This is a genomic window from Mycobacterium sp. NGS57 (assembly GCF_059812405.1).
The window spans coordinates 225,629-246,059 of sequence record NZ_JCALCP010000006.1; the positions used below are offsets into that span (position 1 = coordinate 225,629).

The following is a 20,431-nucleotide window of genomic DNA, read 5'->3' on the forward strand; positions in this document are numbered from 1 at the left end:
AGGCGCGTCCCGGCTCAAGCGATCGACAGCACGCCGGTTTTTGCGATCCAATCGTCGATGTGGCCCATGGCGACGGGTAGTGCCGCGCCCGAAAACACCATGTGATCGGAACCGGGGATCTCGATGTGGCTGCCGTGTCGATACCTGGCTGCGGTCCGGCGTATGACCCCGGGCGGCACTATGCGGTCGCACTCGGCGCCCATCACGAGCACGGGTGTGGTGACCGCGGCGAAATCGACGGCGGTGCCCTTCGAAAGCTTCAGCGATCCCAGGAGCATCTCCCAGTACCAGCGTCCGGATTCGCACACCAGCGCTGAGTGCACCTCGCGGGCAACCTCTTCGGTCTGGGTGTTGGCTACCCAGCGACGAAATCGCTCCAGCGTGAGGGGATACACCGGTTTGGCCCAGGGGCGCGGCCGTAGGAAGTGCGGAAGCGACATGCGCAGATTTGCCGGCGTCGTACCGAAGATGCCAGCCGCCGGCGCCGGGCACGCGGCCACTAAGCCGGCGTGGCGTGTGCGCGCGGCGACCAGCTGCGCCAGCAGCCCGCCCAGCGAGTGACCTATCACAAGTGGCGGTGAATCGAGCGAGTTCACCAGCCCAACGAGATCGTCGACATAGTCCTCGAGACGCAGGGCCGCGATTTTCGTCGCGCCCTCATGCAGTGGCAGCTCGTGGTATCGCAGCGTCGGAGTGTGGATGGTGTAGCCGCGCTCTTCAAAGGCGGCGCGCGCTGGGGCCCACTGGTCCCCGCGGCTCCACGCGCCATGAATCAGAACGACGTTCTTGCTGTCCGGCATAGCGGTTAGCGTGGCACCACGCGTGCCGGACCGTAGCAGTATCGCTACACGGACGCTCAACCACGGCGACGCGGTCGCTCCCCCTGAACGCGGGCATGCCGCTGACGGTCGCCCTTTGGGGCACGCAGAGCCCGCGCCGAGCGTGCAACTGTGGCGAGATTTCGGCCGATTTTTCCCGATTTTTCGCCACAGTTGCACGCTCGGCGATCTGACGGATGGCGGCAGCGGTGCGGTAACCTCGTTCTCAACGGTGATCCGTGCAGTAAAGGAGGCGGGATGCCCACGGCCGGTACGGACGAAGCCGAAGTGACCCGCGGTGACCGCTTCATCAAAACCGCGGTCGAGATACTGGGCGAAACAGGCCGCACCGACTTCACCGTCCAGGAAGTCGTGGCGCGCTCGAAGACCTCGCTGCGGGCCTTCTACCAGCACTTCGGCAGCAAGGACGAACTGCTGCTGGCGCTGTTCGAGCGGACCATCGCGCAGTCGGCGCAGGCGTGGCGCGCAGAGACCGCCGGCCTCGACAGCACCGCCGCCCTCAAGCTGGTGATCGACCGGGTCAGCCAACAACCGGAATCGAGCACCCAGGACAGCATCAACCGGGCGCTGAGCCTCTACAACCAGCACCTGGCCGAAACGCGGCCCCGCGAATACGCCCGCGTGCTGTCCCCGCTGCATCAACTGATTCGCGACATCGTCGGCCAAGGCATCACCGAGGGACTCTTCAGCCCGGGCCTGGACGTCGGGGCCGCGGCCGCCATCGTCATGCAGACGATGATGGGCGCGCAGCGATTGCACTGGCTGGGCACCGAGTTGATCGGCACGCCGATCGACGCCGGCCAGGTGTATGACTTCTGCAGCCGGGCGCTGGGCATCCGCGACACCGACGACGCGCCGGGCCCGCCCTCGCTGGGCGAGCTTTTCGCCCAGATCGGCATGCGCCCGGGCACCCACAACGGCGAGTTCGCGATGACGATGCCGGTCAGCCCGCAGGTGGTCAACACCTCCGGTGCGCTGCAGGGCGGCCTGATCGCCACGCTGGTGGACGTCGCGGGCGGGCAGTTCGGCCTCGATTACCTGCAGCCGGGGACCACGATGACCACCGCCGACCTGTTCATCCGGTACCTGCGGCCGATCCGGCAGGGCTCGGCCTTCGCGGTGCCGCGGATGCTGCGGTCCGGGCGCCGGGCGATGGTCATGCAGATCGACATCTACGGCGACGGCGAGGGCGGCGAGGAGCTGCTGGCGACGGCGACGGTCAACTTCGCCGTGATCGACGGGGCGACGCCGCAGCTGCCCAGCTGGCCGGGGGCCTGAGGCGCCCTACACCTCGTGGCGCGGGAGTGGTAACGTCATTACCACATATCGAGAATCCAAGGCTTTCACAAGGAGATCGCCATGCCGTCCCGCGAACTTTCCTTTCCCGTGTTCGACGCCGACAACCACATGTACGAGCCGCAGGAGGCGCTGACGAAGTTCCTGCCGGACCACCGCAAGCGCGTCATCGACTACGTGCAGGTCCGCGGGCGGACCAAGATCGTGGTGCGCGGCCACATCAGCGAGTACATCCCGAACCCGACGTTCGAGGTGGTGGCCCGCCCGGGCGCCCAGGAGGACTATTTCCGCCACGGCGCGCAGGGCAAGAGCTACCGCGAAATCCTGGGCGAGCCGATGAAGGCCATCCCCGCGTTTCGCGAGCCGGGCGCGCGACTCGAGGTCATGGACGAGCTCGGCATCGACTACGCCCTGATGTTCCCGACGCTGGCCAGCCTGGTCGAGGAGCGCATGAAGGACGACCCGGAGATGACCCACGATGTCATCCACGCGCTCAACGAGTGGATGTACGAGCAGTGGTCGTTCAACTACCAGGACCGCATCTTCGCCACCCCGGTGATCACGTTGCCCATCGTCGAGCGTGCGCTCGAGGAACTGCAGTGGTGCCTGGATCGCGGCGCGCGCACCGTGCTGGTCCGCCCCGCTCCGGTGCCCGGCTACAAGGGCAGCCGGTCGTTCGGCCTCGAGGAATTCGACCCGTTCTGGCAGGCCTGCATCAAGGCCGAGCTCCCGGTCTCGATGCACGCCTCGGACAGCGGCTACTCCGAGTTCGCCAACGTGTGGGAGCCCGGCGACGAGTTCCTGCCGTTCAAACCCACCGCCTTCCGCAGCTTCGCGATGGGTCACCGGCCGATCCTGGACGCCATGGGCGCGCTGGTGTGCCACGGCGCGCTGTCGCGCAACCCCGAACTGCGGATCCTGTCCATCGAAAACGGCGCCGACTGGGTGCCGGACCTGTTCAAGGGCCTCAAGGGCGTCTACAAGAAGATGCCGCAGGCGTTCAGCGAGGACCCGATCGAGGCGTTCAAGCGGTGTGTCTACATCACGCCCTTCTGGGAGGACCGGTTCAGCGAGATCGTCAATATGGTGGGCACCGACCGGGTGCTGTTCGGCTCCGACTGGCCGCATCCCGAGGGCCTGAAAGACCCCATCACCTTCGTCGACGAGCTCACCGACTTCGACGAGGCGGACGTCGCCAAGATCATGGGCGGCAACCTGATGAAGCTGATGAAGGTCGCCAAGCCGGTCAGCGCCTAGCCGCGGCGACCTGCGGGAGGCGCCCCGAACCCGCCACGCCGAACGATCGTTAACAAACCGATGCCCCTGGCACCGGGCGCCGGTTGTTAATCTGGTACGCAGCGTGTGCAATTGTCATGTATTCGACGTAGTTACATGACTTGGTAGAGGGGTCCCGCGGGAGGGACAGTCAGATGGTCGGCGAAAAGGACTGGGACAAAACCGTCGGTGCGGCCGACGAGGTTCGCCGCACTTTCGAAAACGTCCCGGCCATGCTGGTCGGCCTGAAGGGCCCCGAGCACCGATTCGTCGCCGTCAACGCCGCCTACCGCGCATTCAATCCGACGGGCAACCCGGTGGGCAAGCTCGCGGTCGAGGTCTTCCCCGAGCTGGAGAGCCAGCAAATCTTCCAAATGTTCGATCGGGTGTACGAGACCGGCGAACCGCAATCCGGGACGGAGTGGCGGCTGCAAGCCGACTACGACGGCTCGGGAATCCAGGAACGGTACTTCGACTTCGTCGTCACTCCGCGCCTCGGCGACGACGGATCGATCGAGGGTGTGCAGATCATCTTCGACGACGTCACCGTTCGCGTGCAGGCGCGGCTGGCCGCCGAGGAGCGCATCGAGGAGCTGTCCGAGCGCTACCGCAGCGTGCGCGATTCGGCCACCGTCATGCAGCAGGCGCTGCTGGCCCCGTCGGTCCCCGTCGTGCCGGGCGCCGACATCGCCGCCGAATACCTCGTCGCCGCCGAGGACACCGCCGCCGGCGGCGACTGGTTCGACGCGATCGCCCTCGGGGATCGGCTGGTTCTCGTCGTCGGCGACGTCGTCGGCCATGGCGTCGAAGCCGCGGCGGTGATGTCGCAATTGCGTACCGCGCTGCGGATGCAGATTTCGCTGGGCCACACCGTCGTCGCGGCGCTGCAGGCCGTCGACCGCTTCCACGAACAGGTCCCGGGGTCGACGTCGGCGACCCTGTGCGTCGGTTCGCTCGACTACGCGACCGGCGAATTCCAGTACTGCACAGCCGGACACCCGCCGCCGCTGCTGGTGAGCGCCGGCGCGCAGTCGCGCTACGCGGAACCGTCCGGTGCGGGGCCCCTCGGCAGCGGCACCGGGTTTCCGGTGCGCACCGAGACGCTCGAGGTGGGCGACTCGGTCCTGTTGTATTCCGACGGGCTGATCGAGCGTCCAGGCCGGCCGCTGGGCGCCAGCACCGCCGAATTCGCCGAGTTGGCCGCCCAGATCGTCGGCGGTAGCGGCGGCTTCGTCATCGATGCGGCGGGACGGCCGATCGACCGGATCTGTTCGGAGACACTGGAATTGCTGCTCCGGTCGACGGGTTACAAGGACGACGTCACCCTGCTCGCCGTACAGCGGCGCACACCGCCGGCACCGCTGCACATCACGGTGGACGCGACCCTCCACGCCGCCCGCGCGGTCCGCACCCGGCTTCGCGAATGGCTCTCGGAGGTCGGCGCCGACACCGACGACATCTGCGACGTGGTGCACGCCGTCTCGGAATTCGTCGAAAACGCCGTCGAGCACGGATATTCGACGGAGCCGGTAGCCGATGGGGTCGTCGTCGAGGCCGCGCTGGCCGGCGACGGCAACTTGCACGCCTCGGTGATCGACCGCGGGCGGTGGAAGGATCACCGCGAGGGTGAGGGCGGGCGCGGGCGCGGGCTGGCGATGGCCGAGGCCCTGGTATCCCGGGCGCAGATCACGCGCGGCCCCGGCGGGACGACCGCGAGCCTGACGCACCGCCTGTCGCGGCCGGCGAACTTCATCACCGACACGATCGTCAGTCGGTCCACCCAGCGACGCCCGGACAACGCCGAGTTCGTCTCCTTCGTCCGCTCCGACGAACTGGGCGGGCGCATCATCGTCAGCGGCGACGTGGACACCACCACCGCATCCACGCTGGACCGCCAGATCGCCGTCGAAAGCCGGTCCGGCATAGCATCTTTGACCATCGACCTCAGCGGCGTCACCCATCTGGGGTCGGCGGGCGTCAGCGCGCTGGCCGCGGCCCGCGACCGGGCACACACCCAGGGCGGCGCCTTCGTGCTGGTGGCCCCGCCCGGCAGCCCGGCGCATCACGTCTTGTCGCTGGTCCGGCTCCCCTTTGTGAGCACCGAGTCCAGCAGCGATCCGGCAGACATCTTCGCCGAAGACTAAAGGAGTGCGGTCAGCGGCTCTGGCCGTGGCGCACCTGATTGAACGGCACCCCGCGGTCGGCGGCGTATTCACGCGGGAAGCCCAGCACCCGCTCGCCGATGACATTGCGGGCCATCTCCGTGGTGCCGCCGCCGATGGCCACGTTCTGCCGGGACAGGTAGCGTAGCCCGGTCTCGAGACCCTGGCCCAATTCCCCTACGACACCGGCGCTTCCGGTGATCGCCAGCGCGGTGTCGACCTCCAGTGTCACGGTCTCGGAATGGAACAGCCGGATCAGGGTCCCCGCGGCGGCGGGCAATGCGCCATCGCGAACGTTGCGGTACACGTGATCGATCAGCTGCTCGGCCACCGCCCGGTGCACGAGCGCCCGGCCTGCCATCTCGTGGACGCGTTCGCTGTCCGCCTGGCCGGCCTTCGCGGCGAGGGCAACGTAGTCAACGGGATTCGTGCTGCCGCCCTCACTGCCGCTGCCGCTCGCGAATTCCGAACCCTGCCCGACGGCCCGGCGTTCGTGATACAGCTGGCGCGAGGCCACCGCCCAGCCGCCGTTGACCTCCCCGACGACGGCGTCGTCGCCGACGTCCACCCCGTCCAGGAACTCCTCGCAGAACTCGGTGGACCCGCTCAGCATCGTGATGCGCCGCAACGTGATTCCCGGGTGGGCGATGGGCACCAGGAACATGGTCAGGCCTTCGTGCTTGGGCACGTCCCAGTCGGTGCGGGCCAGGCACAATCCGTAGTCGGCGGCGAAAGCGCTCGTGCTCCACGTCTTGGCGCCATCGATCACCCAGCGGTCGCCGCGCCGTTCGGCGCGGGTGATGACGCCGGCCAGATCCGACCCGCCGCTGGGCTCGCTCAACAGCTGCACCAGCACCTCCTCGCCGCGCAGGGCGGCGGCGATGTGCTGCCTCTTCTGCTCCTCGGTGCCGGTGTCGAGCAACGTCGCACAGCAGATGGTGAATGTGGGCGTGTTGAGGATCAACGGCATTTCGTAGCAGAGGGATTCGGCGTCGAACGCCTTCTGGTACTCGTAGTCCAGGCCGAGGCCGCCGTAGTCGCGGGGGAAGCAGATGCCGGCGAACCCCCCGTCGTAGAGCCGCTTTTGCAGTTCGCGGGCCCTGTTCCACGATCGCTCGTCGTCGCGGGGTGCGGCGGGCGGCGACGTGGGATCGATGGCAGTCATGTTGTCCGCCAGCCACGCTCGCGCCCGGGCCGCGAATTCGGCTACCGATTCGGTGGATTCGGTGGATTCGGTTGACGTCATCGGGAGTTCGTCATCGATCGCGCCGCCTTCTCCGCCTCGTACACCCGCAGGTTGTGCTCCTCGGGGGTGCCGAACATGGAACGGTACAACGTGACCCGCCTCAGGTACAGGTGCAAATCGTGTTCCCAGGTGACGCCGATGCCGCCGTGCATCTGCACGCAGGCCTGGACGACCCGGCCGGCGATCTCACCGACGTAGGACTTGGCGATGCTCGCCGACAGGCCGGCCTCGGGCGAGCGGGCGGCGACGTCGGCGACCGCCGCCGAGGTGGTGGCGCGGCACGCTTCCAGCCACAGTTTCATGTCGGCGAACCCGTGTTTGAGAACTTGGTAGGACGCCAGCGGGCGGCCGAAGGTGTGGCGGTCCAGCGCCCATTGGACGGTGAAGTCGAACACCGTTTGCACAATGCCGACCACCTCGGCGCATTGCAGCACCTGGGCGAGCTGGCTCTGCCGTTCGATCAGCGCGGCGGTCTCGGTGGCGCTGCCGATGAGCGCCGAGCGCGGCACGACCACGCCGTCGAAATCCACCCGCGCGTATTGCTTGACCAGGTCCACCGACTGCTGCGGCGTGATCTTTACGCCCGGCGCGTCCGTCGGGACCAGGAACTGACGAACCTCGGAGCCGCATACCGCCACCACCAGCAGCACGCCACTTTGGGCGCCGGCCTCGACGCGGTCCTTCGCGCCGTCAATGCGGAAGCCGGCGTCAGTTTCGGTGGCCGTCGCCGACGGATCCAGGGGCGCCCAGCCGCGCCCGGGTTCGCACACCGCCCACGATGCCACCGTCTCGCCGGAGATCAGCGACTCGATGGTGTCGGCGTGCGATTGGGCGTCCGCGCATTCGGCGAGCGCGGCCAGCACGACGCTGACCGGATACAGCGGTCCGGGCGCCACCGTCGTGCCGAGTTGTTCGGCGACCATGGCCAGGTCTTCGACGCCGCTGCCGGAGACGCTGCCGCCGCCCAATTCCTCGGGCACCAGCAGGGCCGTCCACCCCAGTTCGGCCGCGCGTCGCCACCAGTCCGGGTCGAACGACTGTGCGGCGGCATGCAGTTCCCGGACACGACGCAGCGGCGCTTCTTTGTGCAGAAAGGCTTCGGTCGTGGACGCGAAGAGTATCTTTTCGGGAGAGTCGACAGCGGTCATGGCACCGAAAGGAAAAAGGGTTGGTTGATCATCCGCCTGGTCGGTTCTCGTCGGGGTTCACTGGGATTTCGATGTTAGCAATGAGCAATACGGTAAGAGATACCGGAGTGCGGTCGATAATGATTGTGACGTGCGGTAACCGCGATGGCTGAGGCGAACGAGCCGCTCGAGGCGCGCGCGTTGCTCGACGAGGTCGAGGCCGAAGCCGCCGCGGCCGAAGCGGTGGCCGCCGCGGCCAAGGCGCGCGCCCGCGCCGCCCGGGCGCGCCGTGAAGCGCTCGGCCTGCCCGACCCGGCCGTGATCTACGACGAAGACGCCGAATACGACGAGGCGGCATACGACCAGGCGTACGACGAGACGGCCGCTTCCGACGACGAGTACGACCAGGACTACTACGAAGCGGTCGACGATTACGACGAGACCCTGGCGGAGCAAGCCGGGTGGCGACGGTGGGTACCGGCCGTCGCCGCGGTGGCGGCCGTCATCGGCGTCTGCATTTTCGTCGGGCTCAGCGCCTACATGGTGGTTCAGCACCGCGACGCCACCAGGCAACACCAGCGGGAGGCGGAGTTCGTCGCCGGCGCCAAGCGGGGTGTGCTCAACATGATCTCGCTGGATTTCAACAAAGCCAAAGACGACGTCCAGCGCGTGATCGACGGCTCCACCGGCCAATTCAAGGACGACTTCCTGCACCGGGCCAACGACTTCATCTCGGTGGTGACCCAGTCGAAAGCGGTCACCGAGGGAACGGTCAACGCCGCCGCGCTCGAGTCCGTCAACGGGAACTCGGCGGTGGTGCTGGTCTTGGCGACGTCGCAGGTCACCAACTCCCCGCCGGGCAAGGACGTGCCACCGCTGGTGTGGCGGCTGAAAGTGACGGTCTCCGAGATCGGCGGGCAATACAAGATGTCGAAAGTTGAGTACGTGCCGTGACCGACGACGTGCGCGACATGGACTCGGCCACACCGGAATTCGAGCCCGACGAATCCCTGGGCGAGCCCGACGAATCCGTTGCCGAACCCGAGCCCGACGAGGCCGACGAGACCGCCGAAGCCGACGAGACCGACGCGACAGACGATGCCGTCGAGGCCGCTGAGGCCGACGAGGCCGCCCCCGCCGAGCGCGCGCGCCGCGGCATCCCGCCCAGGGCGCGAAAGATCGGCGCGGTGGTGCTGGCCGCGCTGCTGCTGGTCTCCTGCGGCGTGGCGACCTGGCTCTACTTCAAGCAGTACCGGCCCGATCAACAGACCGACACCGATGTCGTCCGCATGGTGACCAGGGCCGCTTCGGACGGCGCGACGGCGGTGCTGTCCTACTCGGCCGACTCGCTCGACCAGGACTTCGCCGCCGCCAAGTCACACCTGGCCGGGGATTTCCTCTCGTACTACGACCAATTCAGCCGGCAGACGGTGGCGCCCATAGCCAAGCAGAAGTCGATGAAGAGCACGGCCAAGGTGACCGGCGCGGCCGTGTCGGAGCTGCATCCGGATTCGGCCGTCGTCCTGGTTTTCGTGGATCGGGTTACCACCACCAAGGACAACCCCCAGCCGTCGGTGGCGGTCACCAACGTACTGGTGGGAATGAGCCGGATCAGTGGCAACTGGCTGATCACCAAGTTCAGCCCGATCTAGCCGGCCCAACCGCTACATCGCGAAAACGCGGCGAAGCGACTGCGCGTGCAGATCCCGGTTCTCTTGGGAGACAACCCAATCGGGAACCAGCGAATCGAAGCCGCTGAATGTGGCTGCGATGACGTGCAATTCGGTGTGCACATAGGCGTGCAGGAGCCGGTTGGCGTAGTCGATGGCCTCGTCGCGGCACGGGTCGATCTCGGAGCAGCTGACGAACGTGGGCGGCAGCCCCTCGAGGTTGGCCCGGTGCGCGGGGACGTGTTGACCACTGGCGGACGCATGGCCCAGGTAGTGGCCCCAGGCCCGGCTCACTGCGGGGCCGTTGAGCCCCGGCGTGCGCTGGAACTCGCGCCGCGACGGCGTGGCGTCGCAATCGAGCATCGGCTGGTGCAGGATCTGCACCAGGATCGCCGGGCCCTCCTGGTCGAACATCCGCTGCGTCAGGCCCGCGACCAGCGCCGCCCCCGCGTCGCGCCCCATCACCGCGATGCGCCCGGCGTCCGCGTCCAGGCCGGCGCCGTTGTCCGACGCGTAGCGAAGCGCCGCCTCCACGTCGTCCAGGGCGGCGGGACAGGGGTTTTCGGGCGCGAGCCGGTAGTCGACCGACACCAGTAGGCAGTCGGCCGCGCGCGCCAACTCCACGCACTGGGCGTGATCGGTGTCCAGGTTCCCGGTCACGAAGCCGCCGCCGTGGGCGTACACGACCAGCGGCGCCGGGGATCCCGTGTGGCCGCGATACAGGCGAAGGCCGAGCTGTCCGCCGTCCGGCCCGGGGATGGACAGCGATTCCACGGTGACGCCGTCGGTGTCCACCGCCGCGGCCCGCTCGGCGGCCCGCAGGTCGGCCTGCTGCCGCTCGGCGGGCAGCGTCTCGGTGCGGAATTCCACGACGCCCAGCTTGGCCGCCGCCTCGCGCAGCACCGGGTCGATGCGGGTAAGGCCTTGTGGCCGGAGGTTGGTTTGCGTCATGGCCTCTCATCTTCCGTGCGGGAAAGCCCTCTTCACGGTAGACCGGACCGTGGCGTCACCGCTCGCCGGGAAGCGCCTTGACCGTCGCAGGCAGGCCGTACAGGGCGGTCGCGTTGCCGCGCATGATGCGCTCGCGCTGGTCGGCGGGGAAGCGGTTGATCGCGTACGTCGGCGAGTCGTAGCTCCAGTGCGGGTAGTCCGTCGAGAACATGAGGTTGTCGCCGAGGTCCATCATCTCCAGGTACTCGCGGAAGCCCACGGTGTCGGTGTCTTCCAGCGGCTGCGTGGTGAACCGGACGTGTTCGCGCACATAGTCCGAGGGGCGCCGACGCACGTGCGGCAGGTCACCGCGGCGGGCCTCCCAGATCCGGTCCATCCGCGACATCACCGGCATCGCCCAGGTAAAGCCGCCCTCGACGAAGACCACCCGCAGGTCGGGGTGGCGATCGAACGCCCCGTCGAACACCAGGCTCATCAGGTGCGAGACGTACAGCAGCGGCCAGGACGCGAAGAAGTCGTGCCAGTGCGCGGGGTTGCCGACCGGGTAAATCGGTATCAATTCGAACGGCGTCTGTCCCATCAGGTGGGTGGCCACCGGGAATCCGTTGCGCGCCGCCGCCTCGTACAGCGGGTCGAAATGCGGGTTGCCGAAAGGGATTCCGCGCGTCTGCGGGGTCATCAGCACCTGGGCCATGTACGGATGCCCCGCCCACCGCTCCACCTCACGGGCGGCCTGTTGCGGGGTCTGGGCGCTGACGCTGATCGATCCGCGCCACCGGCCGTGCGCGTTGTTGGTGTCCAGCCAGACGTCGGCGAGCCAGTCGTTGTAGGTCGACTTCAGCACGTGCTCGGCCTGCGGCAGCTGCGCGTCGCACATCGGCTCCAGCGTCGCGATGCTGACGCCGGCGTCGAGAAGCAGTTGCTTGGCGGCGAAATCCGGGTCGCTGCCGGCGACTCCGCCACCCGGCGGCGCGGCGTCCAGCCGCAGCGACATCGTCTTGTACGAGTCCGGGGTGTCATAGAAGTGCGGCACCGGGGCGACCGCGTTTCCCGCCGGCCAGATCTTGTCCACCCATTCGGCCGGCGCGTAGGACTTCAGCACGTCGACCGAGACCGGCAGCGGGTGCACGTCGGTGTCGACGATGCTGACCGCGATCTCGTCCTCCTGACCGGTCGGCGAGCCGAGCCGCTCGATCGTCGTCATCGCACCCTCTCCTTCAGCCCGTAAAGCTCACTGGCGTTGGCCCACAACACCTTGTCGCGTTGCGCGCCGCCAAGACCCGCAACGATTTCCCCGGGCGGTGTCGTCGACCAATGCGGGTAGCCCGATCCGTACATCAGCAGGTCGGACCTCCCGGTGAAGTCCATCCAGCGCGCCGTCTGGGCTGTCTCGGTCGGTCCGTCGAACGCCGACGAGCAAAACCGGACATGGCCGGGCAGGTATTCGCTGGGGTAGCGGTCGACCCAGGGCGTCTGGTCGCGCATCGAGAGCCAGAAGGTGTCCAGCCGCCACATCAGCGGGGTGAGGATGTCGTAGCCGCCGTCGGCAAACACGAACTTGAGGTTCGGGTGCCGGCCGAACACGCCCTCGACGATGAGCGCGGCCAGGTGCACGAAGTAGTTCAGCGGCATGAACGCCGCGTAACCGGGGTAGGTGTGCGCGTGCCCGGCGAAGGTGGGCGGGTAGTCGACGCCGTTGCCGCCGTTGATGTGCACCGCTACCGGCAGTCCGTGGGCGACGGCCGCCTCCCAGATGGGCTCGAACATCGGCTTGCCGTACGGCTCGCGCGACTGCAGCGGAACGCCGACCTGCACCAGCTTCGCGTGGCCGGCGAGGCGCTCGATCTCGGCGACGGCGCCCCGGGGGTCCTCGGGGTTGACGCGGATCGTGCCCCGGAATCGGTCGGTGGTGTCGGGCTCGAGCCAGCGGTCGAGCAACCAGTCGTTGACCGCGGCGCAGATCCTGCTGTTGAGCAGGTAGTCGGCGATGTTGCCGCGGGTCAACGGGTTCAGGATGGCGTAATCGACGCCCACGTCGTCGAACAGGTGGCGGCTGACGGTCTCGGGATCCGACCCCGGGTAGTGCTCGCCGTAGAGGTCGTCCCGATAATCGCCGCCGGGCGCCTGGTACCACTGCTGCTCGACGTCGGGGATCGAGCGCAGCTGGTGGGCCGGCGGCAGGTAGCGCCGTATCTCGGCGTTGTACCGGAAGTGCGGTTGCACGTTGGCATCGATGATCACGCGGTTAAATACACCTCCCCGTCGGTGACGTCGACCGGATAGGTGCGCACGCGGCGGCGCGGGTCGGCCAGGTTTTGACCCGTGGTGATGTCGAATTCCCAGTTGTGCCAAGGGCATCGGACGATCTGCCCGTCGCGGACCCGGCGCACGCCACCGGGCTCGCCGGGGGCCGGTTCGTTGGTGCCGCCGACCAGGCCCAAACACAGCGGGGCGCCCTCGTGCGAGCAGTAGTTCACGATCGCGTACAGCTCGCCGCGCACGTTGTAGACGCCCACGCCGAACTTCCCGACGTCGACCAGTTTCATTCCGCCGGGCGGCAGCTCGTCGAGGGAGCAGACGAATCGCCGGTTGGGCATCTGAGTATCACCACCTGCTTGGGGCTTCGTTGCTATTTATACTATGATAGCCATATTCCCCGGCACCCAACATCCCCGCCTTGGCGGTTGCTCAGGAGGAGCGCGGATGACGCTCAGCACCGATCCGGACGGCCAGCCCGTCACCCTCGACACCACCGGTGAAACCAGCCCATACCCTTTCTTCGAATACATGCGGCGCACCGACCCGGTCTTCCATGGCTCCTTCATGGATCCGGAGCAGATGCCCGAGGAGCTAAAGCCCAGCGACGAGTGGATCCTGTTCGGCTATGACGCGGTGTCCCAGGGCTTCCGCGACGACCGCATCTTCACCTCGGCCGCGTATGACAAGACGATCGGGTTGGTGATGGGCCACACCATCCTGGCGATGGGCGGCAAGGAGCACCACGACCACCGCAGCCTGGTGGCCAAGGCCTTCCGGGCCACGGCACTGGAACGCTGGGAACCGTCGGTCATCGGACCGGTCTGCGATCAGCTGATCGACGAGATCAAGAACGACGGCCATGCCGACCTGGTACAAGCCCTGACGTTCGAGTTCCCGACCCGGATCATCTCCGAGCTGCTCGGGCTGCCCCGCGAGGATCTGGACATGTTCCGCCGGCTGTCGCTTGACCTCATCTCGATTCCCACCGACATCATGGCTGGACTGAACGCGGCCGCGGAGTTGCACGGATACTTCCTCGAGCAGGTCGAGCAGCGGCGCCGCAAGCTCACCGACGACATCATCGGCGACCTGGTCGCCGCCGAGATCGACGGCGAGAAGCTCACCGACGAGGCCATCATCGCGTTCCTGCGGCTGCTGCTGCCCGCCGGCCTGGAGACCACCTATCGCTCGTCGGGCAACCTGCTGTATCTGCTGCTGACCCATCCCGAGCAGCTGGCCCTGGTCTACAACGACCGCTCGCTCATCCCGGCGGCGATCGAGGAGGCGTTGCGCTTCGAAACGCCGCTGACCATGGTCATGCGCACCACGACCGAGGAAATCGAAATCGGCGGCAAGACAATCCCGGCCGACGCACAGGTCGACATGTGTATGGGCTCGGCCAACCGCGACGAGACCCGCTGGACCGACCCCAACACCTTCGACATTCGCCGGCCCCGACAGGCCCACATCGCGTTCGCCGGCGGCATCCACATGTGCCTCGGCATGCACCTGGCGCGGCTGGAAACGCGGGTCATGCTGAACAGCCTGTTCGACCGCGTCAAGGATCTGGCATTCGTACCCGACGACGGAACCGGCACGGAGTCCAAGATCGTCGGCCTCACCTTCCGGTCCCCCAACAAGCTGCCCGTCAAGTTCTCGCCGGCCACATGAAAAGCCGGGCGGCAATCCTGCACGACGTCGGCGGACCCTGGTCGGTCGAGGAATTCGAACTCGACGCGCCCCGCGCCGGCGAGGTCCTGGTCCAGGTGGCCGCCGCCGGGCTGTGCCACTCCGACGACCACATCCTCAAGGGTGACATGGCGGCGCCCAACGAGGTGATGAAATCCCTGGGCTTGCCGACCATGTTCCCGACGATCGGCGGCCACGAAGGCTCGGGCATCGTGCGCGAAGTCGGCGAGGGCGTCACCGATTTCGCGCCCGGCGACCACGTGGTGATGTCGTTCGTCGCGGTGTGCGGGCAGTGCCGATGGTGCGCAACGGGCATGGAGTACATCTGCGATGTCGGCATCGGCACCATGATTCCCGGGATGCCCACCGACGGCACCTTCCGCCACCACACCGCCGACGGCCGGGACCTCGGTCACATCGCCAAGGTCGGCACCTTCTCCGAACACACTGTGGTATCGACGAATTCCATCGTCAAGATCGAGCCGCACCTGCCGCTGGCGCCGAGCGCGCTGCTGTCGTGCGCCATCCCGACCGGGTACGGTTCCGTCGCGAACCGCTCCAACATGCGCGGCGGCGACACCGTCGTGGTGATCGGGGTGGGCGGAATCGGCACGGGCGCGATCCAGGGCGCGCGGATCAACGGCGCCGCGCAGATCGTCGCCGTCGATCCCGTTGAGTTCAAACAGAAGTCGGCGCTGCGGTTCGGCGCGACCCACACCGCCGCCACCGCCGACGAGGCGCTCGATCTGGTGCGGGGCCTGACGTACGGGGTGATGGCCGACGCCGTCGTCGTCTCACCGTCCCTGATCACACCCGACGACGTCCGCGATGCGGTGAAGCTCACCCGCAAGGGCGGCACCTGCGTGCTCACCGGGATGACCTCGCAGCTGACCCGGTCGGTCAACATCGACCTGCAGGACTTCATCCTGACCAACAAGACCCTGGCGGGCACCATCTTCGGCTCGTGCAACCCGAAGGCGGACATCACCCGGCTGGCGCGGCTCTATGAGACCGGGCAGTTGCAGCTCGACGAGATGATCACCCGGCGCTACCGCCTCGACGACGTCAACGACGCCTACGCCGACCTGCTCAACGGCAAAATCGTCCGGGGCATCATCGATTTCGGGATCACCTGAGCCAGCGCATAATCGAGGACTGGCTTGGGCCTGGTTAGGCCTCCCGGATCTTGGCCAGCGTGCGATCCCACAGCTCGGCCGCAAGGCGCGGATCGTAGGCCGCGCGGTTGGCTTTGGCGATCCTGCCCTTCGAGTAGTACTCGCCGGGCGCCCAATCGACGCCGGGCGTGCTCGACGCCAGCCAGACCAGCTGGTCGGCTCCCTCGTCCGACGTCGCGGTGAACAGCTTTGTCGGCGTGTACTTCTTGCTGAACGCGAGGAGCCGCGACCCCGAGGCGTCGCCGAAGTTCGAAGCGACATAGCCCGGGTGAAACGTCGCGGCCGACACCCCGGTGGGGTGGTAGCGCCGATGCAATTCTTTGGTGAACAAGACGATTGCGAGTTTGGTGAGGGCGTAGGCGGAGCTGGGCCGGTGTTTCGCGGTGTTCTCCAGGCCGTCGATCGTGACCCGGGGAATGAGCCGCTGCGAGGAACTGGTGGTGTTGACGATCGTGGCGCGCGACTCGACCAGCACCTCCATCAGCTGCGAGGTCAGCAGGAACGGCGCCAGGTAGTTGACCTGAAAAGTCCGCTCGTGACCGTCGACGGTCTGCTGGATCTTGGTGAACATCCCGCCGGCGTTGTTGGCCAACACGTCGATGCGCGGGTACTGGGCGCGAATCTTGTCGGCCAGAGCGCGCACCTGGGCAAGGTCGGCGAAGTCGGCCACGAAATAGTCCGCGTCCAACTCGGCGGCCACCGCGGTGGTCTTCGCTTCCGAGCGCCCGACGACGACGACGTCGCCGCCGCCGCGGCGCAGCCGGCGGGCCGCCGCGGCGCCGATGCCGTCGCTGGCGCCGGTGATGACAATCGTCCTGGCCGTCATTGCCGTTACTTTACGGGCCGGGGGCTAGACCAGCGAGTAGCGCACCGGCAGGTGTTTGAGGCCGCCGACGAAGGTGGTGGCGGTGAGTTCCGGGTCGCCGGTCAGCTCAATGGATTTGAGCCTCGGCAGCAGCTCGGAGAAGAAGCTGTTGACCTCCATGCGGGCCAGGGCCGCGCCCATGCAGAAGTGCACGCCATAGCCGAAGGCCAGGTGCTTGTTGGGGTCTCGGCCGACGTCGAAGCGGAAGGGGTCGTCGAAGACCTCCTCGTCGCGGTTGGCCGACACATAGGACAGCAACACGGATTCGCCTGCGCCGATGGGTATCCCGCGCACGGTCGTGTCCTCGGCCGCGGTGCGCATGAACTCCTTGACCGGGGTGACCCAGCGGATCATCTCGTCGGTGGCCAGCGGCATCAGGTCGGGGTTGTCGCGCAGGCGCTCCAGCTGGTCGGGGCTCTCGATGAGCGCCTGCAGGCCGCCGGAGATGGTCGCGCTGGTGGTGTCGTGACCCGCGGTGGCGACGATGAGGTAGTAGGACACGGTGTCGATGTCCGAGAGCGGTTCGCCGTCGACGCGCGCGTTGGCGATCGCCGACGCCAGGTCGTCGGTCGGGTGCTCGCGGCGCGCGGCGGTCACGCCGTTGAAGTACTGGAACATGTCCAGCAGCGCGGGCAGCTGATCCTCACTGCTGCTGCCCCGCTTGAATTCCGCGTCCTCGCTGCCGAACAGCTCCTGGGTGAGCTTGAGCATGCGCGGGAAGTCGGCCTCCGGGATCCCCAGCAGCGACATGATCACGTAGAGCGGGTAGTTGACGGCGACCTGCTGAACGAAATCGCATTCCGGGCCCACCGCGAGCATCTTGTCGACATACGTCTTGGCCAATTCGTCGACGCGAACCTTCAAGGCGCGCATCGCCTTCGGACGAAACCAGTCGGAGCCGATCGCGCGCACCACCCGGTGCTGCGGGTCGTCGAGGTGGATCAGCGTGCGCACGCCCACCGCGGCCTGCATCTCGTCGCCCTCTTTGGTCGCCAGCACCGGGCGGGGCCAGTTGGTGAAGAGCATGTTCTCGCGTTCGATGTCCATGATATCGGAGTGCTTGGTGATCGCCCAGAACGGTTGGTAGCCCGGCACGTCGACCCACGACACCGGCGCGCTGGCGCGCAAGTGGGTCAGCGCCGCGTGCAGCTTCCGCTCGTCGGTGTAGGCCAGCGGGTCCGCCAACAGCTTGGCGGCATCGTCCATCGTCGTCGTGCTCACTCGCGAAACTCCTTCAGTGCGGCGGAGATACAGGATTGCGAAGCGGTCGAAAAGATCGGCAGGACGCGGTTGACCGGTTCCGCGCAGCGGGCCTGGAGCGCGGCGGCGATGGTCTCCACGGGACCGGCGACGGCGAAGGCCGCCAGCATCTCGTCGTCGATGAGCGAGCCCATGGTGTCCCACTCGCCCGCCAGGGACAGGCGGTGCAGTTCGGTGTGCAGGTCGCCCCAGCCGTGCAGGTCCAGGACGGTGCGGTAGGCGGGCGTCGAGCCGTAGAAGGCGATCTGCTTGCGCACGGCGGCCGTGGCTTGCGCGACTTCGGCCTCGGTCTCGCCGGTGGCGACGAGCACCTCCGCCGACACCTCGAAGCCGCCGGCGTCTTCGAGGTGTAGGCCGCGGCGCTGCCTGCCGCGCCGCAATGCCGGGACCGTCACCTCGTCGAGGTAGCGCCTGGAGACCATCGGGTGGCCGAGGTGGCCGTCGGCGACCTCGCCGCACGTCTCGGTCAAAGCTTCGCCGACGGCGGCGAGAAAGATCTTCGGCGGCCCATACTCGTGCGGCTCGGGGGTGAACATGGGCGTCATGATCTTGTGGGTGTAGAAGTCGCCCTCGAAGCGCAGCCTGGTGCCGTCCGCCCACGCCGACCAGATCGCGTGCAGTGCCGAGACGAACTCGCGCATCCGGCGGGCGGGCTGACCCCACGGCATGCTGAACCGCTTCTCGATGTGCGGCCGGATCTGGGTGCCCAGGCCCAGGATGAAGCGCCCCTTCGCGTACGCCTGCAGGTCCCAGCCGGTGTTGGCGACGATCATCGGGTTGCGCGCGAACGCGACCGCGATGTTGGTGCCCAGTTCGAGTCGCGAGGTGTGCTCGGCGGCCAGCAGCAGCGGCAGAAACGGGTCGTGACTGGTCTCGGCGGTCCAGCCGCCGGCATACCCGTCGCGTTCCAGCGCACCGGCCGCGTCCGGCACCCGAGCGAGTTGATTGGGAATGCCCCCATCGATCTTGAGGCGGGGGCCGCGCGGCATGCGGGTAACTTTACAGTAAGCAATCCAGTATGTGACCCTGCAGACCGGGCGCGCGCCCCGAACCCGCACGAGGTAGGACAGAAGAATGACAAAGCCCCCTGATTGGGAGGAGACGCTCGAAGATCTCGGTCGTCGCCGTCGGCACGCGCTGGGGATGGGCGGGACGGAGCGGCTCGACAAGCACCGCGGCAAGGGCAAGCTCGACGCCCGCGCGCGCATCGAGCGGCTTCTGGACCCGGGCTCGTTTCGCGAACTCGGCACTCTGGTGGGCGGGGACGTCGCCGCCGATGCGATCGTCACCGGATCGGGTCTCGTCAACGGGGTTCCGGTGATGGTGGGCGCCGAGGACTTCACCACGCTGGCGGGCAGTATCGGGCCCGGCGGCAACTCCAAGCGCTACCGCATCGCCGAGCTGGCGGTGCGCGACAAGATCCCGTTGGTGATGCTGCTCGACGGCGCGGGCTTTCGGCCCACCGGTGGGCACTACGGGCGCTCCCCCACCGATCTGCTCGCGCAGACGCGGTGCTCGGGCCGGGTGCCGACGGTCGCGGCGGTGCTCGGGCCCTCGGCCGGACACGGCGCGCTCGTCGCCCCGGTGTGCGATTTCCGGATCATGAGCCGCCAGGGCGCGATCTTCACCGCGGGGCCGCCGGTCGTCAAAGAGTCGACGGGCGAAGACATTTCGAAGGAGGACCTGGGCGGCCCCGACGTCGCGCTGGCCAGCGGGGTGATCCACAACGTCGCCGAGGACGACGAAGCCGCGCTCGACGACGTTCGCCGCTACCTGTCGTATTTTCCGCCGAGCGCGTGGTCGTACCCGCCGGGCAGTGCGGGAGGGGCCACCGCCGCGCCGCGGCCGACGCCGGAGTTGCTCGACATCGTCTCCCGGGACAATCGCCGGATCTATGACATGCGCGCGGTGCTCGACGTGGTCTTCGACCGCCCGGACTGGTTCGAAGTGCAGCCACAGTACGGCAGGGCGGTCATCTGCGCGCTGGCGCATCTGGGCGGGCATCCCGTCGCGGTCGTCGCCAACCAGCCGCAGGTGCTCGCCGGGTCCATCGACGCCGCCGCCGCCGACAAGGCCGCGCACTTCATCATGGTGGCCGACTCGTTTCACCTGCCGATCGTCTTTTTGGCCGACAATCCCGGCATGCTGCCCGGCAGCCGCTCGGAACGCCAGGGCGTGCTGCGAGCCGGCGGCCGGATGTTCGCCGCCCAGACCGTGGCCACCACGATCAAGTTGCACGTCACGCTGCGCAAGGCGTACGGGTTTGGCTCCATGGTGATGTCGCTGCTCGGGTTCGACCACCAGGCCGCGACTTTCGCCTACCCGGGCGCGACGATGGGCGCGATGAGCGCGGCGGCGCTGAGCAAGGCATCGCATGCCGGCGAGGATCTTTCGGTCAAGCTGCGCAACGCCGAGCTGCAGGCGTCCTACCGGTCGGCCGAGCACATGGGGTTCGACGAGCTCATCGATCCGCGCGAGACGCGCGACGCCCTGCTCGCGTCGCTGCAACGCTCAATCGCCAGCCGGCAGGCCGCCGCCGAGCCGGTGCAGCGGACCGCGATCCTTCCCTGACTTCTGTGCCGCGAGAGTGCAACTACCGACGCCCCCTCTCGGGAAA

Annotated in this window: 18 protein-coding genes; 8 read left to right on the forward strand and 10 right to left on the reverse strand. The window is 67.8% G+C overall.

Annotated elements, in window-relative coordinates; genetic code table 11:
• Positions 1–14: 14 nt before the first annotated feature.
• The gene (locus AC5Y43_RS13660) at positions 15–800 is read right to left on the reverse strand and encodes an alpha/beta hydrolase (protein WP_499973182.1); all 786 of its coding nucleotides are present in this window, start codon (positions 798–800) and stop codon (positions 15–17) included.
• Positions 801–1,076: 276 nt separating this feature from the next.
• Between AC5Y43_RS13660 and AC5Y43_RS13665 the strand changes: the two genes are divergently transcribed.
• From AC5Y43_RS13665 to AC5Y43_RS13675, 3 genes are all read left to right on the forward strand, one after another.
• On the forward strand, positions 1,077–2,117 hold the full coding sequence (locus AC5Y43_RS13665; RefSeq protein WP_499973185.1) for a hotdog fold thioesterase: 1,041 nt from the start codon (positions 1,077–1,079) through the stop codon (positions 2,115–2,117).
• 81 nt (positions 2,118–2,198) lie between these two features.
• Positions 2,199–3,392 carry an amidohydrolase family protein gene (locus AC5Y43_RS13670; protein WP_499973186.1) on the forward strand — a complete coding sequence of 398 codons (1,194 nt, stop codon included), beginning with the start codon at positions 2,199–2,201 and terminating at the stop codon, positions 3,390–3,392.
• A gap of 173 nt (positions 3,393–3,565) precedes the next feature.
• On the forward strand, positions 3,566–5,554 hold the full coding sequence (locus tag AC5Y43_RS13675) for a SpoIIE family protein phosphatase (RefSeq protein WP_499973188.1): 1,989 nt from the start codon (positions 3,566–3,568) through the stop codon (positions 5,552–5,554).
• A gap of 10 nt (positions 5,555–5,564) precedes the next feature.
• Here the strand turns inward: AC5Y43_RS13675 and AC5Y43_RS13680 are convergent, their stop codons facing one another.
• Positions 5,565–6,818, reverse strand: a complete 1,254-nt coding sequence (locus AC5Y43_RS13680; RefSeq protein ID WP_499973190.1) for an acyl-CoA dehydrogenase family protein — start codon at positions 6,816–6,818, stop codon at positions 5,565–5,567.
• Positions 6,815–7,966: an acyl-CoA dehydrogenase family protein gene (locus AC5Y43_RS13685; RefSeq protein ID WP_499973192.1), complete on the reverse strand. Its 1,152-nt coding sequence runs from the start codon at positions 7,964–7,966 to the stop codon at positions 6,815–6,817. Before AC5Y43_RS13685 ends, AC5Y43_RS13680 begins: the two co-directional genes overlap by 4 nt.
• Before the next feature lie 144 nt (positions 7,967–8,110).
• Between AC5Y43_RS13685 and AC5Y43_RS13690 the strand changes: the two genes are divergently transcribed.
• A complete protein-coding gene (locus AC5Y43_RS13690) occupies positions 8,111–8,899 on the forward strand; it encodes an Rv1363c family protein (protein WP_499973194.1) in 789 nt (262 codons plus the stop codon).
• On the forward strand, positions 8,896–9,597 hold the full coding sequence (locus tag AC5Y43_RS13695) for a hypothetical protein (protein WP_499973195.1): 702 nt from the start codon (positions 8,896–8,898) through the stop codon (positions 9,595–9,597). Before AC5Y43_RS13690 ends, AC5Y43_RS13695 begins: the two co-directional genes overlap by 4 nt.
• 12 nt (positions 9,598–9,609) lie before the next feature.
• Here the strand turns inward: AC5Y43_RS13695 and AC5Y43_RS13700 are convergent, their stop codons facing one another.
• From AC5Y43_RS13700 to AC5Y43_RS13715, 4 genes are read right to left on the reverse strand one after another with little or no spacing between them, the layout of a single operon-like run.
• A complete protein-coding gene (locus AC5Y43_RS13700; RefSeq protein ID WP_499973197.1) occupies positions 9,610–10,566 on the reverse strand; it encodes an alpha/beta hydrolase in 957 nt (318 codons plus the stop codon).
• 55 nt (positions 10,567–10,621) lie between these two features.
• A complete protein-coding gene (locus AC5Y43_RS13705) occupies positions 10,622–11,770 on the reverse strand; it encodes an amidohydrolase family protein (protein WP_499973198.1) in 1,149 nt (382 codons plus the stop codon).
• A complete protein-coding gene (locus AC5Y43_RS13710; RefSeq protein WP_499973200.1) occupies positions 11,767–12,807 on the reverse strand; it encodes an amidohydrolase family protein in 1,041 nt (346 codons plus the stop codon). Before AC5Y43_RS13710 ends, AC5Y43_RS13705 begins: the two co-directional genes overlap by 4 nt.
• On the reverse strand, positions 12,804–13,163 hold the full coding sequence (locus tag AC5Y43_RS13715; protein ID WP_499973203.1) for a Rieske (2Fe-2S) protein: 360 nt from the start codon (positions 13,161–13,163) through the stop codon (positions 12,804–12,806). The genes AC5Y43_RS13710 and AC5Y43_RS13715 overlap by 4 nt, the downstream gene beginning before the upstream one ends.
• Before the next feature lie 106 nt (positions 13,164–13,269).
• Between AC5Y43_RS13715 and AC5Y43_RS13720 the strand changes: the two genes are divergently transcribed.
• Positions 13,270–14,496 (forward strand): cytochrome P450, encoded by a 1,227-nt coding sequence (locus AC5Y43_RS13720; RefSeq protein WP_499973205.1) that lies wholly within the window; start codon positions 13,270–13,272, stop codon positions 14,494–14,496.
• The gene (locus tag AC5Y43_RS13725) at positions 14,493–15,650 is read left to right on the forward strand and encodes a Zn-dependent alcohol dehydrogenase (RefSeq protein ID WP_499973206.1); all 1,158 of its coding nucleotides are present in this window, start codon (positions 14,493–14,495) and stop codon (positions 15,648–15,650) included. Before AC5Y43_RS13720 ends, AC5Y43_RS13725 begins: the two co-directional genes overlap by 4 nt.
• Positions 15,651–15,684: 34 nt before the next feature.
• Here AC5Y43_RS13725 and AC5Y43_RS13730 read toward each other — a convergent pair whose 3' ends face one another.
• The 3 genes from AC5Y43_RS13730 to AC5Y43_RS13740 are packed head-to-tail and all read right to left on the reverse strand — an operon-like array spanning position 15,685 to position 18,803.
• Positions 15,685–16,515, reverse strand: a complete 831-nt coding sequence (locus AC5Y43_RS13730; RefSeq protein WP_499973208.1) for an SDR family NAD(P)-dependent oxidoreductase — start codon at positions 16,513–16,515, stop codon at positions 15,685–15,687.
• 24 nt (positions 16,516–16,539) lie between these two features.
• The gene (locus tag AC5Y43_RS13735) at positions 16,540–17,760 is read right to left on the reverse strand and encodes a cytochrome P450 (RefSeq protein ID WP_499973431.1); all 1,221 of its coding nucleotides are present in this window, start codon (positions 17,758–17,760) and stop codon (positions 16,540–16,542) included.
• Between the two features lie 11 nt (positions 17,761–17,771).
• Positions 17,772–18,803 (reverse strand): LLM class F420-dependent oxidoreductase, encoded by a 1,032-nt coding sequence (locus AC5Y43_RS13740; RefSeq protein ID WP_499973210.1) that lies wholly within the window; start codon positions 18,801–18,803, stop codon positions 17,772–17,774.
• Between the two features lie 85 nt (positions 18,804–18,888).
• Between AC5Y43_RS13740 and AC5Y43_RS13745 the strand changes: the two genes are divergently transcribed.
• A complete protein-coding gene (locus AC5Y43_RS13745; protein WP_499973211.1) occupies positions 18,889–20,385 on the forward strand; it encodes an acyl-CoA carboxylase subunit beta in 1,497 nt (498 codons plus the stop codon).
• Positions 20,386–20,431 lie beyond the last annotated feature (46 nt).